General features: G+C 41.6%; 21 protein-coding genes. 8 read left to right on the forward strand and 13 right to left on the reverse strand.

The features are described 5' to 3' along the window. Positions 1-70: 70 nt before the first annotated feature. A complete protein-coding gene (locus AOQ70_RS16615; RefSeq protein WP_059377464.1) occupies positions 71-1,168 on the reverse strand; it encodes a saccharopine dehydrogenase family protein in 1,098 nt (365 codons plus the stop codon). After that, positions 1,165-1,872 carry a class I SAM-dependent methyltransferase gene (locus AOQ70_RS16620; RefSeq protein ID WP_059377467.1) on the reverse strand — a complete coding sequence of 236 codons (708 nt, stop codon included), beginning with the start codon at positions 1,870-1,872 and terminating at the stop codon, positions 1,165-1,167. Before AOQ70_RS16620 ends, AOQ70_RS16615 begins: the two co-directional genes overlap by 4 nt. A gap of 129 nt (positions 1,873-2,001) precedes the next feature. On the opposite strand from AOQ70_RS16620, the gene AOQ70_RS16625 reads away from it, so the two are divergent. After that, entirely contained in the window at positions 2,002-3,009 is a 1,008-nt protein-coding gene (locus tag AOQ70_RS16625) for a helix-turn-helix transcriptional regulator (RefSeq protein WP_059377469.1), read from the forward strand. Positions 3,010-3,046: 37 nt separating this feature from the next. Here the strand turns inward: AOQ70_RS16625 and yidA are convergent, their stop codons facing one another. Next, on the reverse strand, positions 3,047-3,859 hold the full coding sequence (gene yidA, locus AOQ70_RS16630; protein WP_059377472.1) for a sugar-phosphatase: 813 nt from the start codon (positions 3,857-3,859) through the stop codon (positions 3,047-3,049). Positions 3,860-4,160: 301 nt separating this feature from the next. On the opposite strand from yidA, the gene AOQ70_RS16635 reads away from it, so the two are divergent. After that, positions 4,161-4,520, forward strand: a complete 360-nt coding sequence (locus tag AOQ70_RS16635) for a MerR family transcriptional regulator (protein ID WP_047203566.1) — start codon at positions 4,161-4,163, stop codon at positions 4,518-4,520. Between the two features lie 130 nt (positions 4,521-4,650). After that, the gene (locus AOQ70_RS16640; RefSeq protein ID WP_059377475.1) at positions 4,651-5,634 is read left to right on the forward strand and encodes a Gfo/Idh/MocA family protein; all 984 of its coding nucleotides are present in this window, start codon (positions 4,651-4,653) and stop codon (positions 5,632-5,634) included. Between the two features lie 39 nt (positions 5,635-5,673). Here AOQ70_RS16640 and AOQ70_RS16645 read toward each other — a convergent pair whose 3' ends face one another. After that, the gene (locus AOQ70_RS16645) at positions 5,674-7,188 is read right to left on the reverse strand and encodes a methyl-accepting chemotaxis protein (protein WP_059377485.1); all 1,515 of its coding nucleotides are present in this window, start codon (positions 7,186-7,188) and stop codon (positions 5,674-5,676) included. A 314-nt stretch (positions 7,189-7,502) separates the two neighbouring features. Here AOQ70_RS16645 and AOQ70_RS16650 point away from each other — a divergent pair, with 314 nt between their 5' ends. Next, positions 7,503-8,876: an amino acid permease gene (locus AOQ70_RS16650; protein ID WP_059377492.1), complete on the forward strand. Its 1,374-nt coding sequence runs from the start codon at positions 7,503-7,505 to the stop codon at positions 8,874-8,876. On the opposite strand, the gene AOQ70_RS16655 is transcribed toward AOQ70_RS16650, so the two are convergent. The 8 genes from AOQ70_RS16655 to AOQ70_RS16690 all read right to left on the reverse strand — a co-directional run bounded on the left by AOQ70_RS16655 (position 8,871) and on the right by AOQ70_RS16690 (position 16,752). Beyond that, positions 8,871-9,959, reverse strand: coding sequence for a hypothetical protein (locus AOQ70_RS16655; RefSeq protein WP_371412194.1), 1,089 nt, complete (start codon positions 9,957-9,959; stop codon positions 8,871-8,873). The genes AOQ70_RS16650 and AOQ70_RS16655 overlap by 6 nt on opposite strands. Before the next feature lie 110 nt (positions 9,960-10,069). Further along, positions 10,070-11,398, reverse strand: a complete 1,329-nt coding sequence (locus AOQ70_RS16660; protein ID WP_059377497.1) for a GntP family permease — start codon at positions 11,396-11,398, stop codon at positions 10,070-10,072. A gap of 24 nt (positions 11,399-11,422) precedes the next feature. Continuing rightward, positions 11,423-12,967, reverse strand: a complete 1,545-nt coding sequence (gntK, locus tag AOQ70_RS16665) for a gluconokinase (RefSeq protein ID WP_058838411.1) — start codon at positions 12,965-12,967, stop codon at positions 11,423-11,425. 184 nt (positions 12,968-13,151) lie between these two features. Next, positions 13,152-14,009: a MurR/RpiR family transcriptional regulator gene (locus AOQ70_RS16670; protein WP_039182677.1), complete on the reverse strand. Its 858-nt coding sequence runs from the start codon at positions 14,007-14,009 to the stop codon at positions 13,152-13,154. A gap of 91 nt (positions 14,010-14,100) precedes the next feature. Beyond that, positions 14,101-15,036 carry a nucleoside hydrolase gene (locus AOQ70_RS16675; RefSeq protein ID WP_059377501.1) on the reverse strand — a complete coding sequence of 312 codons (936 nt, stop codon included), beginning with the start codon at positions 15,034-15,036 and terminating at the stop codon, positions 14,101-14,103. A gap of 97 nt (positions 15,037-15,133) precedes the next feature. Beyond that, positions 15,134-15,625, reverse strand: a complete 492-nt coding sequence (locus tag AOQ70_RS16680) for a DUF1433 domain-containing protein (RefSeq protein WP_058838409.1) — start codon at positions 15,623-15,625, stop codon at positions 15,134-15,136. A gap of 62 nt (positions 15,626-15,687) precedes the next feature. Continuing rightward, positions 15,688-16,170, reverse strand: coding sequence for a DUF1433 domain-containing protein (locus tag AOQ70_RS16685; protein ID WP_059377507.1), 483 nt, complete (start codon positions 16,168-16,170; stop codon positions 15,688-15,690). Between the two features lie 81 nt (positions 16,171-16,251). Further along, the gene (locus AOQ70_RS16690) at positions 16,252-16,752 is read right to left on the reverse strand and encodes a DUF1433 domain-containing protein (RefSeq protein WP_058838407.1); all 501 of its coding nucleotides are present in this window, start codon (positions 16,750-16,752) and stop codon (positions 16,252-16,254) included. A gap of 98 nt (positions 16,753-16,850) precedes the next feature. On the opposite strand from AOQ70_RS16690, the gene AOQ70_RS16695 reads away from it, so the two are divergent. The 3 genes from AOQ70_RS16695 to AOQ70_RS16705 all read left to right on the forward strand — a co-directional run bounded on the left by AOQ70_RS16695 (position 16,851) and on the right by AOQ70_RS16705 (position 20,526). Beyond that, complete coding sequence (locus AOQ70_RS16695; protein ID WP_231730898.1) at positions 16,851-18,344, forward strand: lipase family protein; 1,494 nt, start codon at positions 16,851-16,853, stop codon at positions 18,342-18,344. 12 nt (positions 18,345-18,356) lie between these two features. Further along, complete coding sequence (locus AOQ70_RS16700; RefSeq protein ID WP_041087490.1) at positions 18,357-18,767, forward strand: hypothetical protein; 411 nt, start codon at positions 18,357-18,359, stop codon at positions 18,765-18,767. Between the two features lie 82 nt (positions 18,768-18,849). Then, positions 18,850-20,526 (forward strand): hypothetical protein, encoded by a 1,677-nt coding sequence (locus AOQ70_RS16705; protein WP_039182688.1) that lies wholly within the window; start codon positions 18,850-18,852, stop codon positions 20,524-20,526. Between the two features lie 15 nt (positions 20,527-20,541). Here AOQ70_RS16705 and AOQ70_RS16710 read toward each other — a convergent pair whose 3' ends face one another. Continuing rightward, the gene (locus tag AOQ70_RS16710) at positions 20,542-21,441 is read right to left on the reverse strand and encodes a LysR family transcriptional regulator (RefSeq protein WP_041087486.1); all 900 of its coding nucleotides are present in this window, start codon (positions 21,439-21,441) and stop codon (positions 20,542-20,544) included. A 172-nt stretch (positions 21,442-21,613) separates the two neighbouring features. Between AOQ70_RS16710 and AOQ70_RS16715 the strand changes: the two genes are divergently transcribed. Next, positions 21,614-22,609: a LacI family DNA-binding transcriptional regulator gene (locus AOQ70_RS16715; RefSeq protein WP_039182692.1), complete on the forward strand. Its 996-nt coding sequence runs from the start codon at positions 21,614-21,616 to the stop codon at positions 22,607-22,609. Positions 22,610-22,762 lie beyond the last annotated feature (153 nt).

The following is a 22,762-nucleotide window of genomic DNA, read 5'->3' on the forward strand; positions in this document are numbered from 1 at the left end:
TGCAAAACGTAACCTTTTTATCAAACCCGTCTACAACCCTCCATTTGAATCACCCTATGTTCGTATTCTTTTATGCCGTTAAAAGGCTGGCTTTCAGCGCTAACACACGCTTTCCCTTCGTTTTTTGATCCACCAACGCAAATTCTCCATTCTCATACGCTAATGAAAATAATTGTTCGATATGAAACACACCTGTCTGAAACCGCCTGCTCAATAAATGTAGTGCTGCAGCAGAGGCGACTTGAGCTGTGGCTTGAGACTCATCATGCCCTTTTATCCCAAGCGCTGCTTGATGAATCTTGTTCCTCTCCATTCCTGTCGCCTCCACTTTCACTGCATATTGATCTGTTCCCATTTTAGCCGATTGTATCATGGAAATGGCTCTTTCCTTGATTTTCGGAACAGTGAGAAGTGACGTCATTCCAAGACTCCTTGTGAAAGCAAATGCCCGCGTTGCCGCGCGAGAATCAAAACAAAGCCTTGTCGTCACAGAAGGCACGCTGAGTGTCAAAGGCAATGTCTGCTGATCAGAGAAGGGGAACTGATAGGCTTTCCTCTTTCCAAGTTTCACCCCAAAATCTATACGCTTGCCTCCAGTAAAGCTTTTGACTCTTTTACGTTGATGATGCTCAGTAAGCACATAGTCAGTATGGACATTGTCAAGCGTCCATTCAATGGCGGCTTTTCCATGCTGATCACCCAATCCAAGCATAATCCCTATATCTATTTGATTCACTGATGAGAGCATAGATGATGCTTTCGCTGCCAATAAATTCGTAAGGCCAGGCGCAAGCCCAACACTGAGTAAAGCCGTTGCACCGATGTACTGCTGATCCAGCTTTGCCACCTGTTCCATGTACGCCCCTTTCGCAGAGATATCTATATAATCAATACCTGACCGCAGAACTGTTTCAGCAAATGACGTGTCTTCTTGATCGAGACACATGATCACCAGCTTTGTGTGATCCACCCAGTCCGAAAATAACGGCTCACTGACATCAAGTTGATAGGGAAGAACCTTCCCTTTTGTCTGGCGTGAAAATTTCTCTGCCTTCTCATAGCTTCTGCCTGCTGCAACAATTTGACCGGGATACACTTCACTTAGCTGAAGACATATTTGCTGTCCAACATGTCCATAGCCGCCTATCACCATCACCTGTGTTCTCATTTCTCATCCGCCTCTCTACGATTCCGCTTGCAAACAAGCCCTTTGATCATTCCTGCCTGAAAATAAGGTCTGATGTCTTCAAATCCTGCTTTGATTAATTGCGCTTTTATTTCTTCCTCGGGAACAGGGTGTGTCGTCTGTCTCAGCCTGTTTTTAAAGGACGTAAACACCTCTTTTTGTAGGCCTTGCCGCTGCATGAAAAGAGAAAGCATGTGAAGCTCCTGTTGAAATGCATGGGACTTCATCTCGCCTTGTATAAATGCCAACATAAACGGTGCTTCTGGTTGAAGCCTGCGGGCAACCTCGTCTAAAAAGAGCTGGCGCTTTTCTATAAAATGAATGACAAGCAAGCTCACTGCTGCATCGTAAACAGGTTCAGCTGAAACCTTATCTAATGAGGCCTCATGCCATGTGACACGCGCCTCCATTTCTAGCTGTGCAACTCGTTGTTTCGCCATGTCCAGCATAGAAGGTGACGGATCGACCCCTGTGATGAGCCAGTCTTCTTTTCTCTGAAGCATGTTGATGATCTCTTCGCCTCCACCCGCTCCAACAGTTAGAATACGAGAGCCCGCTTTCTTTATTTCAGTTTCTAATACATCTACTGTTAACTCATGCAAAAGGTGATAGCCGGGTACTTTATGTGAAATCGTCGCTGCATATGACTCAGCAACGGGATCGTGCCAATGCTGGTTTTCTTTCATGTCCTTCTCCTCCAGTTCCTTTCCGCTTTCCATCGTTTCCTGTACACTAACGATATGACATCTTTATTGTAAAAAGAGACATCAGAAAACACGATCCCTAAAAGTGGGGATTTTTGAGGAGGAGATCATGTGACCAATCCAGCCACTCATTTTCAGCAGCTGAGACAACACATTCGGGACGAACTTGCTGCCGTCCTTGATTTTGATGCCGCCTGTATCACGACCATTGATCCAGCCACTCTCCTCTCGACAGGTTCCTTCACAGATGAACCGATTGAAGAAATTCATGACCAGCTGTTTCAAAATGAGTTTTTAAAAAGGGACGTACATCAGCATGAGTTTCTAGCCAAAGGTCCTGTTCATGCTGCGAGCCTAGTCCAAAGCGGAGAATACCTTAGCAGTGAGCGCTACCAAAATATTTTGTTACCTAAAGGATGGTCTGATGAATTGCGGGCAGCTCTTGTGATTCAAGGGGAATGCTGGGGGATGGCCAGCCTCTATCGTCTAAAGGACAAGGAACCTTTTCAAGAAAATGATATCCAAGCGGTCATCGAACAAACGCCCAGACTCGCAGCCAAGCTAAGAGATGAACTTTTCAAGAAAAGAGATACTGAAGAAGACGCGGCGGCGGAGCAACAAGGATTCCTTATTCTTTCGCACGACTACAAGCTTCTTTATGGAAATGAGACAGGTCTTCATTGGCTTCAGACGTTTCAAGTCTTTGAACAAATCCATGACAAGGCGATCATGCCACGCCCGTTTAGAGCATTAGGGGCAAAACTTTTATACGGCGGTATTGAGCAAACAACGGCAAGCATGACGAGATTGCCTACGGGGTTGTTCCTCTCCCTTCAAGCCTTTCGATTAGCGCAGGCAGACACACAGGAGGAGGCTGTCATGATTCACATCAAACGAGCCCAAACAAATGATATTCTTCCTTATGCGGCGAAAACGTACAGACTGACAGAAAGAGAAATGAACGTCCTCGACTGCTTATTAAAGGGCCAGTCGACAAAGGAAATTGCGAGCACGTTATTTATTTCACCCCATACCGTTCATGATCATGTGAAAGCGATGCTGCAAAAGACGAATTTAAGTAGCAGACGTATGCTTGTTTACTTTTTCTCCAATATATAAAAAAGCGGCTACCGCACTGGTAGACCGCTCTCTCTTTTTATTTTCCTAAAACCAGCTCATGCAGCACATGTGCTACTCCGGCTTCATTATTAGATTTTGTTACAACATCTGCAACAGCTTTGACATCATCAATGGCATTTCCCATAGCGACGCCGCAGCCTGCAAACTCTACCATTGATATGTCGTTCCCGTTGTCACCAATGGCCATGACTTCTTCACGAGAAATTCCCAGCTCCTTCGCTAGAAGCTTCACAGCATTTCCCTTACTCACATCAGGATGCAGGATTTCAAGGAAGAAATCTGTACTTTTCACCATCATATACTTTTCCTTCACTTCAGACGGGATGGCTTGTATCGTTTTTTCCAACCGTTCTGGCTGATCAATATACATCATCTTCGGAAGTCTCATCGATGAATCTGCCTCTTCAACAGGCATATATTTAAGCGGCAGTTTTGTTAAATAGGCTTCATGCACTGTGTATTCACTAATATCGCGATTCGGTGTGTACAAATTGGCTGAATCGAAATAATGCATCGGTGTATCCAGCTGACGGCTCAATTCATATAAAGAAGTTAAGTCATCATAGGATAATGTCAGCTCTGACACCACTTCATTTGTATGGCTGTTTTGAACAAGTGCTCCATTATAGGCGATCACATAATCTCCCTCTTGATCAAGCTGAAGATCAGCTAAATAGCGATTTACCCCGCCAATTGGCCGGCCTGTACATAAAACAATTTTAATTCCTTCTGCCTTTGCCTGTTGAATGGCTTCAAACACTTCATCCGGCACCATATGTTGATCATTTAATAACGTACCATCCATATCAATTGCGACTAATTTATACATTCACTGGTCCCCTTTTCTCAGCAAAAACGTGCTGTCACTATTTTGAGCCACCATTCCCATGATGACAGGTTATTTCATTACTATTTACCTATTTTAGCCTATCGTTTTTTCTTCACGCTGTCTACTTGTTCACATATGTAACAAATATCACATGAGTCTACTCTATTATAACGTATTCTATTCATCGTGCTGATCCCCCATTTACAACAAGTAAAATAGAACAATTGTTTACCACTATAGAATGTTTTGAAACTAGCAAATCTAATTGTATGATGGATAGCAAAGAAAGGAGGTGCAGGGAATGATTACGTTTACGAGAGGTAAATTGTCAAAAATGTCTGGAGTACATATTGAAACCATTCGTTTTTACGAAAATGAAGGAGTGCTCCCAGAGCCCAAAAGAGCGCATAACGGCTATCGTCTATATGATAAAAAATATGTACTCATGCTATCATTTATCACCGAAGCGAGAAAGCTAGATTTTTCCCTTAAAGAAATTCGTGAAATTATCAAATCACTTTTCGAAAAACAGTCAAAAACAGAAGCTGAACAGCTGCTCGAGCAAAAAGTCGAAGATATTCAACACTCTATTCTAGAGTTAAAAAAAAGGAAGGCAGCTATTCAATTGTTAACAAAGCAAACATTAGCAAACATCAGCTGATTGTAAGGGCTGCCAAAGGTGTGCCGGTCTTGGTCACTGGCACACCTTCGCTCAGGTATCTCATTACACGTCCAATGAAAACATCGGTTATACTAGAGACAGCTTAAACGAGTGGAAGGGGTTTTGGAGAATGAACATCGCAACCATTGGAACAGGTATCATTGTGGAAGGCTTCCTGCAAGCGATTGACCAGCTCGAAGGTGCTTCTTGTCGCGCTGTCTATTCAAGAAAGGAAGAAACGGCAAAGAAGCTTGCAGACCAATTTGGGGTGCAGACAACTTATACGGATCTAACCGCTATGCTAGAAGATCCTCATGTAGAAGCCGTTTATATCGCGTCACCGAATCGTTTACATAGCGAGCATGCAACGGCTGCATTGAAACACGGAAAACATGTGATATGCGAAAAGCCTTTCACCTCAAATGTTAAAGAGCTGGAAGCCTTAATCGCTCTCGCAAAGGAAAAGCAGCTTCTCCTATTTGAAGCCATTACGACCGTTCATATGCCAAACTATCATTTAATCAAAAAGCATCTTCATCAATTAGGTAAAATCAAACTGGTACAATGCAACTATAGTCAATATTCAAGCAAATATAATCAGCTGCTAGCCGGCGAAACGCCAAATGTCTTTAACCCTGCGTTCTCTGGAGGAGCGCTGATGGATATTAATATCTATAATGTCCATTTCATCATGAACCTCTTTGGATCACCAGAGCAGGTCCGATATCAGGCAAACCGCCATCCAAACGGTATTGACACATCTGGTGTTTTGACGTTCACTTACAATGATTTTATTGCGACAAGTGTGGGCAGTAAGGATACAAGCAGCATGAACTTTGCATTGATTCAAGGAGAAAAAGGCTTCATTCATGTGAAAAATGGGGCGAATGGATGTGAGGAAGTGCTGCTGCATGTTGATGACAGGGTCGTCTCACTCAATGCACAAACGAATCCAAACCGTCTGTTTTATGAGGCTGAAGCTTTCCAGCATATTATTGAAACAGAAAATCACGAACAATGCTATGCATGGCTTGATGAAAGTCTCTCCGTGATGAAAGTCCTTGACGCTGCAAGAAAAGATGCAGGTATTGTTTTCCCAGCAGATCAATTTTAATGAAAAAACCGCCTTCGACGAGAGGGCGGTTTTTGACGATTAAATACTCTTTGAATACGCCACAAGACGCTGAGACATGTGATTCACTTCATCGACTGCAGCGTTCACCTGCTCTGTTAAAGCAGCCTGAGTTTGCGTAAGAGCTGTCATATTCGAGATATTTTCAAGAATTTCATCAATTTGTGTTTTCATATCCGTTAAACTAGATTCGATATTTTCCGTTGCATTGGCACTATGCAGCGCCAGCTTTCGTACTTCATCTGCAACGACAGAGAATCCGCGGCCTTGTTCACCAGCTCTAGCTGCTTCAATCGCAGCATTTAGACCAAGCAGGTTCGTTTGGTTCGCCACTTCTTTGATTAAGTCAGAAATATTTTTCGTCTCATCTGCACTATTTTTTGCTAAGTGGGCGGCAGACGTTGACTGCTCTTGAGCAACAGCAAGCTCCTGTGCTTGATTTGTCACAGAGCTAATGCCCGATACCATCTCGCTAATAGAACTTGAAAGCTGTTCTACTTGTGAAGCCATTTCATCCGCTGTTTTCTCTTTGTTTTTTTCTAACGTGATGTCACGAATAGTTCCTGCCACACGAAGAGGAACACCTTTTTCATCACGAATGGTTTCACCACCCGCATGATACCAGCGGTACTCACCATTTTTACTCTGTAATCTGTAATCAATGTCGAATGGTGTACGGCCAGAGTGGTCATTTAAATGATCTGCAAAAGCTTGGAGTGCCATTTCTTGATCCTCAGGATGCAGACGATCGCTCCAGCTGCTCAGAACATTCGGGAAATCTTTTTCATCCTTAAAGCCAAGAGTTGATCTGAACTGCGGAGACCACCAGAATTCGTTATTTGGATTGACTGGATCACCGGCCTCTACCACCATGTCCCAAGGAGCTTCAACAAGCGCACGGTTGATTAAGTCATATCTTGTGACGAATGCTTGCAGCTCTTCTTCTTTCAATTTCTGATCATGAATATCAAAAAGAGCTCCCGCCACACGAAGAGGGACACCATTTCGATCACGAACGGTCGTTCCAGTTGCTTTGAACCAGCGATAATCTCCGTTTTTTAACTTTAAGCGATATTCGATATCATACGGCGTACGCCCCGAATGGTCCAATAAATGCGAAGCAAATGCATCTAATGTATATTCTTGTTCATCCGGATGAATTCGAGATGCCCAGCTGTCTAATAGATTTGGAAAATCGTGCTCATTTTGAAAGCCGAGCATTTTGCGGAATTCATCCGTCCATGTAAATTCATTTTTTGGATTGACCGGGTCTCCAGCGATGACGACCATATCCCATAAGCCAACTTTAATGGCTTTTGTCACTAATTCCACCCTCATTTGAATATTTTCATTTGCTTCTTGCATCTTTTGCAAAGCTTCATTAATTTGCGCTACCGCTTCTATCGTTTGGCTTGAAGAGAATGCAGCAGTGTCTAGTCTTGCTGAAAGGTCTCCTTTTTCGATTTTTTCTATTAATTGGCTGCTTTCACTCAGAAGGATTCCAGCCGATGAATCATTTCCTTTTCTCTTAAACATCTTTCATAACTCCTTTCAACTCTAACGTTTTTGAAATATTTTACAGTTATAAATAATTCTTTATTAGGACTTTAGTAATACAAATGATATATCGACAAAAACTGAAAATTGTTTATGTCATAAATAAGGCAAATCTTCATTTATTTGAAGTTTCATTTTTAGAATATGGATGAAATAAGGTAATTATGGATATAAATATATGTTTTGATAGAATCAACCGCTGTTTTTGTCTGAAAAATCTCTTTTTTTATATTGACACTGACGTCCTGAAAAAAGAAAATGGAACATAAGCATTTTTAAAAAAGGAGAACGTCATGAGCGCGAATCAGGAGCAACAAGAATTAAAAAAGCTTTTATCACCGCGTCACATTCGCATGATTGCGATGGGCGGGGTCATTGGTACAGGAATCTTTAAAGGTAGTGCCGATACAATTGGTTTAGCAGGTCCTGGGGTGATCTTTTCCTATGTATTTGCCGGATTGCTGCTCCTCATTGTGATGGCAGCATTAGCCGAAATGGCCATTGTGTACCCGGGAAATAATCTACGCGACCTTATACAAATTGCGCTTGGTCAACGTTTTTCATTTGTCGTCGGCTGGGTTTACTGTTTTATGTGGCTCACTGTATGTGTCATTGAGATTATTGCAGCTGGCAGTCTGCTTCAATACTGGCTGCCGAACGTACCGCTATGGTCACTATGTTTACTTTGCTCACTCTTAGTCATCGGAATTAACTTAAATAATGTAAAATACTTTGGTGAAATTGAATTTTGGTTCGCTGGAATGAAGATTTTCGTTATTATTGTCTTTATTATTCTCGGTGCAGCATTATTATTTGGGATCATTCCAAACGAACAAAGCACACCAGCGCTTACCAACTATCAAAACTTCGTCCCGAACGGATGGGGTGCGATCTTTGCATCACTTTTAGTGGTTATTTTCTCTTATGGAGGCTCTGAATTGATCGGGCTGACCATTACTGAAACAAAGGATGCGGAGAAGGTCTTGCCTGGAGTAGTCAAAAGTATGATGTGGCGGATTATCTTATTTTACACATTGCCGATTTTGATCATCTGCGGACTCATTCCTTGGAATCAAATTGACCCAAATAACAGTCCTTTTGTCCAAGTCTTCTCTGCTGCTGGTATGCAAGGCGCCTCTCACTTCATTAATTTCGTCTTGATTACAGCCGTTCTATCTGCGGCCAATTCTGGAATTTATGGAACGACGAGAATGATTCATTCTCTTTCTAAATCAGATGGCGGTCCGAAAAAGCTGGCACAGGTCAACAAAAGAGGCGTACCCATTTTGAGTTTATGGGTGACCGTTCTATTTCTTCTCATTGGAACATTCTTTGCTTACTTATATCCGGACCAAATTTTCAGCTATATGCTGGCTATTCCTGGTTTTGCGGTTTCACTCATTTGGATCAGCATTTGTATGGCACATCTAAAGCTGCGTCCAAAATATCCACAGGAGCCGTATTTCAAAGTGTGGCTGTTTCCGTATTTGACTTTATTTGCAGGTCTTGTACTCAGCTTGAGCTTTGTTTTGTTCCTATTCAGACAAGAAAACCTGCCTAGCTCCATTATTAGCATCGGCTTCTTAGTCGCTGCCATCATCGCTTCATTCTTAATGAAAAAGAAGCTTAAACGCCAAAACCCGCCGAAATGGCGGGTTTTTTCATGAGCTGCTATCTTCTGTAACTTCAAAATCAACCGACGCTTTTGGAATGCCGTTGATGATAATCGTTAAAGTATGGATTCCCTCATAGTGCTTTCTAGTCGTCATATTTTGAAAGGACTGTGACCTGACGAATTCTCTATGTAACGCTGCACTTGTTTCAAACTCTGTGATTTTAAATACCTTTTGATTGCGGGTACCCCGAGCTTTGACATAGTCTATGGCATACTCTACACGCAGCTTTAGTGACTTAGCAGCTTGAAGTGTAAATTGAAAGGTCATTTTCTCTCCAATACGAATTGGATTTTGCACTACCTTCAAATCCGTTACTTGAACAGATGGATCGTCCCCATAACCAAACAAAGCCATGATATCTGGATCGCCTTTTTTTAGTAAGGTACGGGATGCATGTTTGATGATCCAATTCGTATGTTCATTCGTTCCATACCAGCTTTTAGCCGTCTTCTTCATCAGATCAGGCTGTATCGCAGAAATGTCATTTAAGTGGTTCGCTACACTTTTTTGCACATAGCGCGCTGGGTCCGACTTCAAGTTTTCTAATATAGGCAGCGTAACCGAAGGATTCTTTTTAAGTGCAGGAACAGTTAATCCCCATGGCAAACGTGGTCTGCATCCTTCACTAGCAAGCCGCCGAATATGCTCATTTTGATTCTGTGACCATACGAGCATTTGCGCCAGCATTTTGTCTTGATCCTGAATTAGAAAAGGCCGAACAGCAAATTCAGAAGTGGAAAAGGGCGTAAAGAATTCGAGCGCCTTGATCGAGATATCCCAATGTGTTAGACCGTACGTTTCGACGTAGTCTGGAAATACAAGCGCACTAAGTCCTGAAAAATGCGGGGCTGTCTGACGCAGCACCTCAATTGCCTGCTTATAATCCTTAGGCAAACAGGCATGCATTGATTCAGTGACTCTTCTCATTCTGCCTTTTAACTCCAGCTGCTGCCAATCCTTTTGAAACACAAGCCGTTGGAATTCCTCAGCATTAAATCCAGTCGACGCTTGTGCAAGTTTGTCGGCTAATTCTGCAATAAATAATTCATGATAAACGTGTTTTAATGGTTCAATCTTGTCCGCCTCCCACATCTCAATATCTTCATTTTACCCCAATCTGAAAAAGGTGGTATGGCTAAAAGCAAAAACAGCCCAATTCCGAAGAATCAGGCTGTTGCGTTTCGCTATATAAACATATTAATGATCATAATAAATGTAATAGCACTAACAGAAATGATCGTCTCCATAGCCGTCCATGTCAAAAACGTTTCCTTAATGGTCATACCAAAATACTCTTTAATCAGCCAAAAACCAGAATCATTGACGTGAGACAAAATCAACGAACCCGCCCCTGTAGCTAACACTAGAAGCTCTCTGCTCACATCCGGCATAGATGCAGCAATCGGTGCGACAATACCAGCTGCGGTCATCATGGAGACCGTAGCAGATCCTGTTGCCACACGAATAACCGCAGCAATCAGCCAGCTAAGCAAAATTGGCGAGATCGGCGAATGTTTGGCTAAATCTGCAATATAATCACCGACACCTGAATCGATGAGCACATTATTGAAAGCCCCGCCTGCTCCAATGACAAGCAGAATGGAAGCGATTGGACCTAAGCACTCATTACTAAAGGAAAGCACCCGGTCACGGCTCATCCCTTGCACAAAGCCAAGACTGAAGAAAGAATACACGGTTGCAATCAGCAGTGCTGTAATTGGATCTCCAATGTACTTGAATATCTGAAACCATAAACTGTCCTCTGGTAAAATAATATCTGCCAGTGTGGCAAGAAGCATTAGAATCACTGGCACCAAAATCGTAAACATCGTATTTGCAAAGCCGGGAAGTTTTCGATCTTCATTGCGTTCAGTAAATTGCTTTCTCAGCAGCTCCGGAACTGGTTTATGAATCCGTTTTCCAATCCACTTTCCATACAGCGGCCCAGCAATAATAGCTGTCGGTAAACCGACAATAATGGAAAAGAAAATGGTTTTCCCCACGTTGGCATGATAGATGCCGACAGCCGCCATGGCAGCTGGATGAGGCGGCACAAGACCATGAACGACAGACAAGCCAGCAATGAGCGAAATCCCAATTGTCACGAGCGAGATGCCCGTTTCAATCGCAATCGTAAACAATAAAGGAATGAGAAGAACGAATCCGACCTGGAAAAAGACAGGTATCCCCACAATAAAGGCAACAAACATCATTGCCCAATGCACATTTTTTGTCCCAAACCGGCCGATTAATGTGTGAGCAATCCTCTCAGCTCCACCTGATTCAGCCATCATTTTCCCAAGCATGGTGCCAAGCGCTAGAACTATGGCCAATAATGATAACGTATTGCCTAACCCCGTTTTAATGGATTGAATGATTTCCTGCAGGTCCATCCCTGTGGCAAAGCCGACTAACATAGAAGTAATAATTAAACTCACAAACGGATTCAACTTAGCAACTGTTATGAGGATGAGTAAAAGGACAATTGCTGCAATCACGATGAATAAAAGCATGCTCTCCCACCTTTTCCCTGATGTTTAATGATTTTGTTTTAATTGCAGCGCACTGATGACATCAAATTCATCCTTCAGTTTGTCATAGAGGCGCTCATATAAGTAAAACAATTCTATGTATGTTTCATTGTTCTCCATATTTGGTTCATGACGGGCAGAGATTCGAATCCAATCTTGAACCTCTTCTATCTCTTCCATATAACCTAAACTATGAAGTGCGAGGACAGCCGCCCCAAGTGCTGATGCCTCGTAGCTTTCTGGGACAAGTACTTCCCTGCCCATTGTATCCGCTAAAATTTGCCGCCACAGCGGAGATCGCGCAAATCCGCCCGACGCCCTGACATCCTTTGCAGAACCGGTTAAATCCCTTAAGGCAACACCGATTGAGAAAACACTCATAATGACGCCTTCTAACACAGCTCTTATAAAATGCTCCCGCTTATGCTGAAGACCGATCCCAAAGAAAGTACCTCTCGCATTTGGATTCCAATAAGGTGCACGTTCACCTGTTAAAAATGGCAGAAACAGCAGCCCCTCTGAGCCGGCTGGAACTTTTTTCGCAATATCAATCATCAGGTCATAAGGATCCACTCCAAGGCGCTTTGCTACCTCCACCTCCGAGGATCCAAATTCATCCTTCAGCCATCTCAGCATGATTCCGCCATTATTCGTCGGTCCTCCAACCACCCAATGCTTATCAGTCAGCGCATAGCAGAACGTTCTTGATTGTTCATCTGTGATTGGTTTGTCCACGACCGTACGGACTGCACCGCTTGTCCCAATCGTGACAGCCACCTCACCTTTTCCAATTGCCCCCACACCTAAATTCGCGAGAACCCCATCATTCGCACCAACCACAAAGGGTGTATCTTCCGCAATACCCATTCGCAGGGCGATCTCTGACTGAAGACCTCTCAGCTGATGCGTCGTCGGAACAAGTTCAGACAATTGATTGGCTTTAATTCCAGTAATACGAAGCGCCTCTTCATCCCATTGAAGCGTTTCCAATCGGAACAGCCCTGTTGCTGAAGCAATTGAATAATCGACCACATACTGGCCAAAGAAATGATAAAGAATATATTCTTTGATGGAAATAAATTTCGCTGCCTTCTTGAAGACATCAGGTGCCATTTCCTTGAACCACCTTATTTTTGAAAGCGGTGACATTGGATGGATCGGTGTACCGGTTCTTTTATACACTTGGAAGCCATCCATGTCCGAAATGATTCGCTTCGCTTGTTCTGCACTTCTGTTATCTGCCCAAATGATACTGTTCGTTAACGCCTTGCCATCCTTATCCATCACAATCAAGGAATGCATCGCTGTACTAATTCCGATGCCTATGAGACGTTTTGCATCAAATGCTGCTTTCGTCAACACACCTCTTACACTTGCAATGACAGCTTCTAATATATGTTCAGGGTCCTGTTCAACCCATGCTGGCTGGGGCTGAATCAGATCGTAAGGAACCGAATGCTTTGCTATCAATTTCCCCTGTGGTCCAAATAGAACCGCCTTTGTACTTGTTGTTCCAATATCCAAACCAATTACCGCCTGGTTTCCCTTCATCTGTATCACGCCCAATCATTGATTTGAAATCATATTTATTGTTTTGATATACCTGTTAAATCCCATTATAGGAATAATTTTTTCGACATTCAACGACTGAAAAGAAAATTTTTTTCACTTAAAAGCTCACAATCGTTACCACAACAGCATTTTTCATTAATAGAAAAATTTATTTTTGAAACCATTACACCCTTTTTTGTGAAATGGTTTCTCTCATTTGTTTTAAATTCGATAAAGTTTCCTGCTGCCTTAAGTGAGCAAGTGCAAAGTATAGTACGTCAATGACAGTGAGCTGAGCAAGTCTTGCAGACATCGCCTCTGTTCGAAAGGCCGTTTCCTGCGTCGATGTATACAATGTAACATCAGCAAGCTGGCTTAATGGAGAGCGCTGATAGCTTGTAATACCGATGGTTTTCGCGCCTTTTTCCTTTGCTGTTTTCATAGCATCGAGTAAATCTTTATTCCGGCCAGAATGAGATATACCGATCACTGTACTGTGCTGGTCGAGAAGACCGGCAGACATCGCTTGAAAATGAGAATCGGTGTGAACAATACAGTTGATGCCTGTCCTCATAAATTTATGAAAAGCGTCTGTTGCAATGAGGCCAGACCCGCCACTCCCATAAAACTCTAAGCGCTTTGCTTCATGAATGAGTTGTATGGCTTTTTCTACATCTTCTGGATTCAACAATTGAAAGCTATCCTTTAATGCGGATATATTCGCCTGAAAAACCTTTTGCATAAAAACGGCCGTATCATCATCAAGACTCATTTCTTCGTCTACATAATCAGGCTTTGTTTGATCTATTTCCTGGGCAATTGCAATCTTCAAATCTTGAAAGCCCTCAAATCCAAGCCTTTTACAAAGACGAAAAATCGTTGCCTCTGAGCTCGCTGTCTTTTTGGCAAGCTCGACAATAGATAAATGAATAATGTCGCCAGGTTCACTCGTAATATGTTCTGCTATTCCTTTCAACTTTGGCGGCAATCCTCTGCTTGCTGCTCGTATTTTTTCAATACTACTTAAACTGACAGAAGCCAATTGACTTCACTCCTTCCTTTTAATGTGAGCGCATACATTTCCTCATGTTCCCATCTTATAAAAAAGAAGCCTGTTTGCACAGACTTCTTTTTTATGAATTCATCGTTTTGATCAATAAATCAAAAAAAGCTTCAGCATCTACATCCATACACACTTGGACATTGCGCTCTTTTTCCCATTGGTGCTGAAAATCACAGATCATTTGACCGTCACAAAACTCACTCTTCGTCTCCACTTCTACATGAAAAGCCTGTGTGCTTACAAGCTCCTTGTTAATGGCAAGACTTACAGCAAGCGGATCATGCATGGCACACGCCCACACACCATTGCGCTCAAAATAGCGCTGGCGGTAAATGCTTGTACTCTCTCTGATGTAAGCTGCCAACGTTTCATTTTGAATGGCATCGATTCTCTCATCCGTTAACAAGACCTGTCTCGTGACATCCAGCCCTACTTGAGTCAATGAAGGGAATCCAGCCTCCAGCACCAATTTTGCCGCTTCTGGATCTGCATATGTATTAAATTCCGCAACCGGTGTGACATTCCCCTGCCCCTGCACGACTCCCCCCATAAAAATGACCTCTTTCACATGATGAATCAGCTCAGGGCATTTTTTTACCGCAAGGGCTAAATTCGTTAAGGGCCCTGTCAACACAAGCGTGACCTGCTTCGAATACTGCAGCACTTGTTCAATGATAAAATCAGGCGCAAAACCAACATCTGCGGTCTTCTTAGGCCGGGCGTCCTTTAAAGCGCCGCCAATTCCATCCTCACCGTGTACCCGATGTTCATAATGAGGTGCTCTTAAAAGAGGGGTTGCTGAACCTTTGATGACAGGAATGTTATCTGCCTCAACCAGCTCAAGCACTTTACACGTATTCAAAGTAGCGGTATCGACAGACACATTCCCGCACACCGTTGTAATCCCCAACATATCAAACTGCTTACTTTTCACTGCCAGCAAAATCCCAATCGCATCATCGATTCCAGTATCTACATCTATGATCAATTTCTTTGTATTTGCCATCGGTGAAATCTCTCCCTTGTTTGTAAGTGTTGTTAGGTGAATGATAGCATATGCCTTGTCAATTATTTAGGGTTAATCGGAAATTACTTACTTGTTATTACTCTTTTTCTCCAATGTCTTTAAGATATTGTTCGCGTTCTTTTTTGGATAGACTCTTTAAAAAATCTTCTTTTAATTCCGGTTCATCTTTATATTTTTCCCAGTCCCTGAAGCGAATTGATAACTCGTAAGAATAACTCATCGAACCTATTTTTTTAGCTCTATACTGTAAGGATGCTGAAAAATCGTACTTCTCCGGCTCATCATTCACATATCCATCAATATTAATATCTCCCATGGGGTTAATGGTCACATCTTTTTCAAACGTTATGGTTTTAATAAAGTGATGAATGTCTCTTTTATGTAAATGCTCTTCAATCTTAGGTTTCATCTCCTCTGCAAGCTCTTCTGCTTTTTCTTGGTCGCTTTTTTCTTTTACCTCTACATTTACATTTGTTTGACTTTGCTTATTGTGCTGAACGATTAACGAAATCACTGAGACAAGAATGATCACAACTAATACAGCAACAAGTTTTATTGTATTTTTCATATCTAGCACTTCCACCTTTTTTATGAATGAAACATAAAAAAAAAGGTACATAAATACCTGTTTTACTTTTTTTCTCCAATGTCTCTCAGATACTGTTCACGTTCCTCCTTAGTAAAACTTTTAAGGTAATTTTCTTTCACTTCCGGCTCATCTTTATATTCTTCCCAATCTATAAAGCGGTCTGATAAATCAGGGTCATAACTCATTGAATCAACCTTACCAGATTCATATCTCAACAATGCTTCGAAACTAAATCTCTCGGGTTCATCATTGATATATCCTCTAATAATGATGTGCCCCATCGGATTGATCGTTACTTGATTTTTGAAGGTGATTTTTTTTATAAATTCGTGAATATCAGACTCACGTAAATCCTCTTCAATTTTTGGCTTCATCTTCTTTGCATACTCTTCTGCTCTTTCTTGGTCGCTTTTCTCTTCCACTACTTCATCTGATAGACTCTTATTAATGTACTCTACAATGAACGCAGTTACTGAGATAATGACGGCCACAATTATAATAGTAAGTTTCATAATATTTCTCATAAAACACAAAACTCCTTAATGAACATTAATCAGCCGACTATTGAATTTGACAAAATAAAAACAGGTAAGCTAGTACCTGTTTTACTCTTTTTCTCCAATATCCTTTAGATATTGCTCTCGTTCTTTTTCAGAAAGTCTATTAAGGTAGTTTTCTTTTATATCAGGCTCATCTTTATACTTATCCCAGTCTTTAAACCTATAAGACAACTCTGGAGAATAGCTCATTGAACCAATTTCGTTAGATTTATGTATTAATGATGCTGAGAAATAAAATTTTTCAGCATCATCATTTATATAACCATCAACTGTTACATATCCCATTGGACTTATGACTACCTTTTTTTTGAATGTAATTTTCTCTATAAAATGATGGATATCTTTTTTATGTAATCTTTCTTCTATTTTTGGTTTCATTTTCTCTGCGAATTCTTCTGCTTTTTCTTGATCGCTTTTCTCTTTCACAACAGTTTCCCCCCCTGAATTATTCGATTTTTCTTTCTTATCTTGTTGGAGAATAAGAGAAATTATTAAAATAATAACGATAGTAAACAATATAAGCACAACTTTTATTGTGTTTTTCATTCGATAATCCACCTTTATTAATCTTGAGGATTTAAATCCTCTTTTTATAGATATCATTCATACTATATATTATAATAAATAAGATAAATATTACAGGAGTGACAATTTTGCCTAAAAGCCCATCTCGAAAAGAACTTTCCGCCAAAGACTATAATCTTATTTCAAACGCATCTTATAATATAGATTACTATAGAATTTCTAGTGAGATAGAAATTAGTAAAAATAAGACTATGTATGTGGTTGATTATAAAGAAACAAATAAAGGACTTAATACACTAACTATCGTTTCCGAAGAAGATTTTGATCGTTCTAATGGCGGCAAAGACCTCACCAAAATCAAAAACGCCGTCATCGCCTACCGTGGTTCTGAACCGATTGGTGCAGGCCAATATAAAGATACCATTAAAAAACATGGAAAAAAAGAGTCAGATGATCTTCTTTCTACCATTTTGACGAAGCTGCCTCCTTTTAGTCGGTCGAAGGGTTCACAGGAAGTGACGACTAAGTTGACAACAGGCACAACCGCCTATACAAATGAAATTGTTCAAGATTGGATGGTTTCGGATACAAAGTATCTGATTAAAAATATCCCATTTGAGCATGGTGCAGAGAATCAAATGGTTCAAGCGGATCGGTATGCGAAAGAAATCCATAAGAAAATGCCGAATGCGAAGATGTATGTGACAGGGCATTCGCTTGGCGGGTCAAATGCTTCCTATGTTCTTGTCAAAAATGATTTTATTCAAGGCGGGGTCACCTTTGAGAATCCGAATATTTACCCAAATCTATCGGATGGTCTACAAGCTAAAGCATTAAAAGGTGATTACCGCAGTAGATTAACAGAATATATCAATCTCAATGACGGGCTTTCTCTTTTAAATCGGCATACGACAGAAATCGGTCGAGTGAAAGTGATGTATGATGCCGCTCTCCCTGAAGGCGTCGATTACTCCGAGGACTCCTCAAAAGCCGTCCAATTCATAAAAGACCTCCTCAATCGGGCAATGAGTGTGAATCCTTCACTGGATGCGAATTTATTTCTTGAAGCCCTCGCTGGCAGCCATGGATTAGATCGTTATACCTTTTCGCCAGATGGCTCCGTTCAAACCATTGATGATATGTTGAAAAAAAATCCTTCTCTTACTACGGCCATGTTACAACAGTTGGGTCAATCTAATGTTGATCCGCATAGTGTAGTGGCGATTTTAATTAAGTCCCACGTTCTCATGAACACAGGGCGTAAATTCTCGACATATGCCGATCACCATATGCAGCAAATCATTCGCAAAATTGAGAAACTCGATGACAAAGTAGATCAATCGGTAGAACGAGTTCGTTCGAGATACAAACAAATTGTCGGTTTCGGTTCGTATGATCAGCTGACGGCTTCAGATGTAGATGCCGTGATTCGCCACTTAAAAACAGAGGGTCTTGAAAATGAGTTCTATTCGGTCAAAAAGTATGATACAGCGATTGATAGCGCTATGAATATGAAAAGGTGGATGGACTCACTATCAGATGATATGAGCGATCTTGGAAAACAATACCACGATGCAGATATAGCCCTGGCGAAGAACATGGGTATTTCTTAAGGAGTACGATAAATGGAATTTTCAAAGAAACAACCAACAGATGCAGATCGTTTTTTGCAAAGAATGACAGATACGCATACATCAAGCTCCATCTTCTCAAAAGCAAACTTTGACACGGAAGACATGACACCAGCAGAGCTGGCAGCTTTGAAAGCAAAGATCAAAGAAGAACAGAAAACAGCACTTATCAGAGCCATCCGACATCAGCTTCAAAATGAGTTTGCAGATGACCGTCAAGAAGCGGAAAAAATTTTAGATCTAATCGATGAACTTCAGATCAAAGTGTATACACATCAAAATCGCATCCAAACACATATGTCAGGTCAAGCCATTGATGCCTTAATAGAAAAAATTGAACAAAGACTCAAGTTTTACGAACTGAAAGAAGATGTTCGTTCCGCCATCAACTCGATTGGCATTTAGATGAACCTTCCATCCGATGAATCTTTTCCCCGCCTCACTCGTATATACTAAAAGAGTGATTGATTTGAAAGGAGATCTGTTTGTGGGATATATTCTGTTATTTTCGGTTGTGATCGGTCTTGTCCTGACCCTTTTGCTCACACCAATTAGGTTGATTATAAGAAAGAAAGGAACAGAACAGCAGGTGCCGTTCATGTGGATTGCTGGCCTTGCTTTACTGTTTATGATCGGTATTTTTGTTTTCTATTACATCACCAATTTAGATCGGAACCCTTCCTCCCTATGGCTGATTGGTCTTGTTGTGACAGCAGCAGGCGCCTTTTTGTCAGTTGGATTGGAGCGTAAAATCAAAGGCGTGCTGTTCCTTATTCTATTACTGCTCGGTGTTTACATGGCGACAGCTTTTCTATTCAATGCGAATGAGAAATTCGATGTCTCCAAAATGGAGCAAAAAGTAGAAATCAAAGCGTTTGAAGAGACAGAAACACCTGCGAGTGTACCGCCTCAATTTGCTCGTAATAAAATGAAGAAATCGTTCGGACAGGTTCCAAATACAAGCTACTATGAGCTTGGCAGCTTGCAAATTCAGAAGGTCAACGGTGAGTATGTTTACATCGCTCCGGTGGAATTCTCGGACTTCTTTAAATGGATTCGTGCAGGCAGCACGCCGGGTTACTTTACATTAAGCGCGACTGACTCATCTGCTAATCCAAAGTTCGTGAAGACGGAGATGGTTTATACGCCTTCCTCCTATTTCAACAAAGAAATTGAGCGGCATATCCGTCTCCAGTACCCAGATTTGATTTTCTACGGCGATACACAGCTGGAAATCAATGATGACGGCAAGCCTTATTACATTCAAACGTATGGCGATTTCATCTCTGCACGAAACGGCTTTAAAGCTTCCGGTGTGGTCGTTGTTGATGCCAAAACGGGTGCCACGAAGAAATATGCTCTAGATCAAGTACCTGCCTTTATCGACGGTGCTGTTTCACCAGAGGCGGTCAGCCTGCAAAACAGCTATTTCGGAAACTATATTCACGGGTTCTGGAACAGTATGTTTGGGAAGTCAGATGTAAAGCTGCCTTCCGATGAAGGAACGGAAGCCAATGTGAGCCCAGTGTTTGATTCAAAAGGAGATATGTATTACTTCACAGATTTCACAAGTCCGAAAGAGGGCGTTGATTCCATGCTCGGATATGCCCTCACAAATGCCCGGACAGGAAAAGCGACTTATTATACCGGAAATCTTGAAGAATCCTATATGGATTCTCAGGGCGCTCTGCAAATTATTGAGAAACGATTCATCGAGAAGAAATGGAAAGGGCGCATGCCGATTCTCTATAATTTCTATGGTGAAGCCAGCTGGCTCACACCGGTTCTCGATTCAAATGGATTCCTGCAAAACTACTTTATCGTTTCTGCAGCCAATCCAGAAATCGCTGCGTACGCTTCTACACCAAACGAAGCACTGAGAGCCTATAAAACAGCTCTGCAAAAAGGCGGCGGTACCGTTAACAGTTCCTCTAAGCAAGAAAAGAAAGAAGCAGCAGGGAAGGTCAAACGAGTCTACAAAGAAAAGACCGGTGATTATACAACCGTCACCTTCCTGCTAGACGATGGAAAAAGCTACACTATGTCATCTGAAAAAGAACCTCTCGTCATCTATTTAAAAGAGGGCGATCAGGTCACCATGAAATATACAGATACAGGTGAAATCTTCCTTCCAGTCGATGAAATTAAAATCAAAGGGTTATAAAAAAAGAAGCTTCTCCTATTGTGGAGAAGCTCCTTTTTTCTCTTTCCTTAACAATTCAACGAGCAATTCCTTATTTTTATTTCCCCCAGTCATCGGTGACTCGACATAGGAGAATTTTCGTTTGAAATCCATGCCTCTCACAGAAATAACAGCCAATTCACCGCCAATGCTGCCTCGCTGGAGGACATATTTAGATAAAACAGAAAGACCCATTCCGTGGATCACAGCTTCTTTAATGGCTTGATTGCTGCTAAAGGTCACAAAGGTTCGTGCTTTCAGTCCATTTGATTTCAGGACATGCTGTAAATATTCTCCTGTCCCTGATCCCTCTTCTCTCGTGATCCATGTTTCGTTTTGTAATTGATCAATGGTGACATCTTTTTTCTTGGCAAAAGGATGATCTAATGGCGCCACAATATACAGCTCGTCCTCTAGAAAAGTTTCTACAGAAAGCTCTTTGTCATTGGTTTGTCCTTCGATCAAACCGATATCGACATGGAATAAACGGACGTGTCCGGCGATCGCCTCTGTATTATCAATGACCACCTCAATATCAACATGCGGATAGAGCTGATGAAACTCCGCCAATATTTGCGGCAGCACATACTCACCAATTGTGAAGCTCGCCCCGATGGTCAGCTTTCCTCTTGCCAAATGATGATGCTCATAAATGTCCTGCTTCGCCTGTTCATAGAGACGAATGATTTGTTTTGATCGATGGTACAGCATATCCCCAGTTGGTGTAACGGTTAATTGCTTTGGCGAACGATTCAGCAGAACGGTCTGGAATTCCTGCTCCAAGTTCTTAATATGAAGACTAACACTCGGCTGAGAAATCCGCAGCTTTTGGGCTGCTTTTGTAAAGTTCTTCTCCTCCACCACTGTTACAAATGTCTTCAGTGCATCGTAATACATCGGTCCCTCTCCTATCAGAAATCTTAATCCAACACCTTACATATATATATCTTACTAATTCCTTTCCACCACGTAAAGAACCGCCTAAACGAAAACAATTTAATAAAAATATTTACTAATTTTTTTAAAGACTCTATACTAAGAGGAGATATTTTCTATAGGAGGTGCTGATTTGGCAGCTAAAATAAAGGACATTGCAGAAAAAGCAGGCTTATCCATTGCAACGGTATCTCGCGTACTGAACCAAGATCCCAACCTATCTGTCACCGATCAAACACGCGAAAAAGTATATGCCGCCGCAGAAGCTTTGTCCTACCAAAAGAAGACATTCAAACATTCATTAAAAAAAATCGCCTTTCTCTATTGGATGACCGAAAAGGAAGAGCTTGAAGATATTTATTTTAAATCCATTCGACTCGGCATTGAGGAACTCACCAATACTCGGAGCTTAAATGTCACCGCTTACAATCCTTCTGATGGGCTTCATTCCATTGATCCTGCTACAGAAGGGATCATCGCCATCGGCCGATTTAAAACGTCAGAGCTTGACCAATTATATGCGGTCACTCCGCACATTGTCTTTATTGATACGACACCGGATGAAGATCGTTTTGATTCTGTAAAGCCGAACCTGAAACGAATTGTTGAAAAGATCGTCGATTCTTTTATCGAAAAAGAACACTCATCCATTGGATTCATTGGCGGCACAGATCTTGATCTCAATACGAATGTGCACATTCCAGATATTCGTGAAACGACTTTCCGTGAATACATGCTTGCCCGCCATATGCTTGATGAGCGATTGGTCTATATCGGCCACCATTTCTCAGTCGATGAAGGCTATGCGCTCATGATGAAGGCGATTGATGAGCTTGGTGATGATCTGCCCACCGCTTTTTGTGTCGCTAGTGACCCTCTTGCCATTGGCTGCTTACAAGCATTAAATGAGCGCGGATTTTCTCTGCCGAATCGCGTCAGCGTTTTTAGTATCAACGATATTCATGTATCTCAATATGTGTCGCCGCCGCTCACCACGTATCATATCCATACGTCATTACTTTGTGAGACAGCGATCGATTTACTTTTAGAAAGACTTGTGGACGGCAGAACATTGCCTAAAACTGTTCTGATTGCCTCAGAGCCTGTTTTTCGAAAAAGCACCATATAATCAACTGGAAGCCCCTCCTAATATGGAGGGCTTCTTTTCTCTCTATATGAGTAAAAAATTTTACTTAATAAATTTAATAAAATATGTTTACTTTTTTTACTTAAGTTGATATTCTCACATTAAGAAAGCGTTTTCTTATCATCTGTGAAAAAA

Source organism: Bacillus sp. AM 13(2015) (genome assembly GCF_001518755.1).
Taxonomy (GTDB): Bacteria; Bacillota; Bacilli; order Bacillales; family Bacillaceae; genus Bacillus; species Bacillus safensis.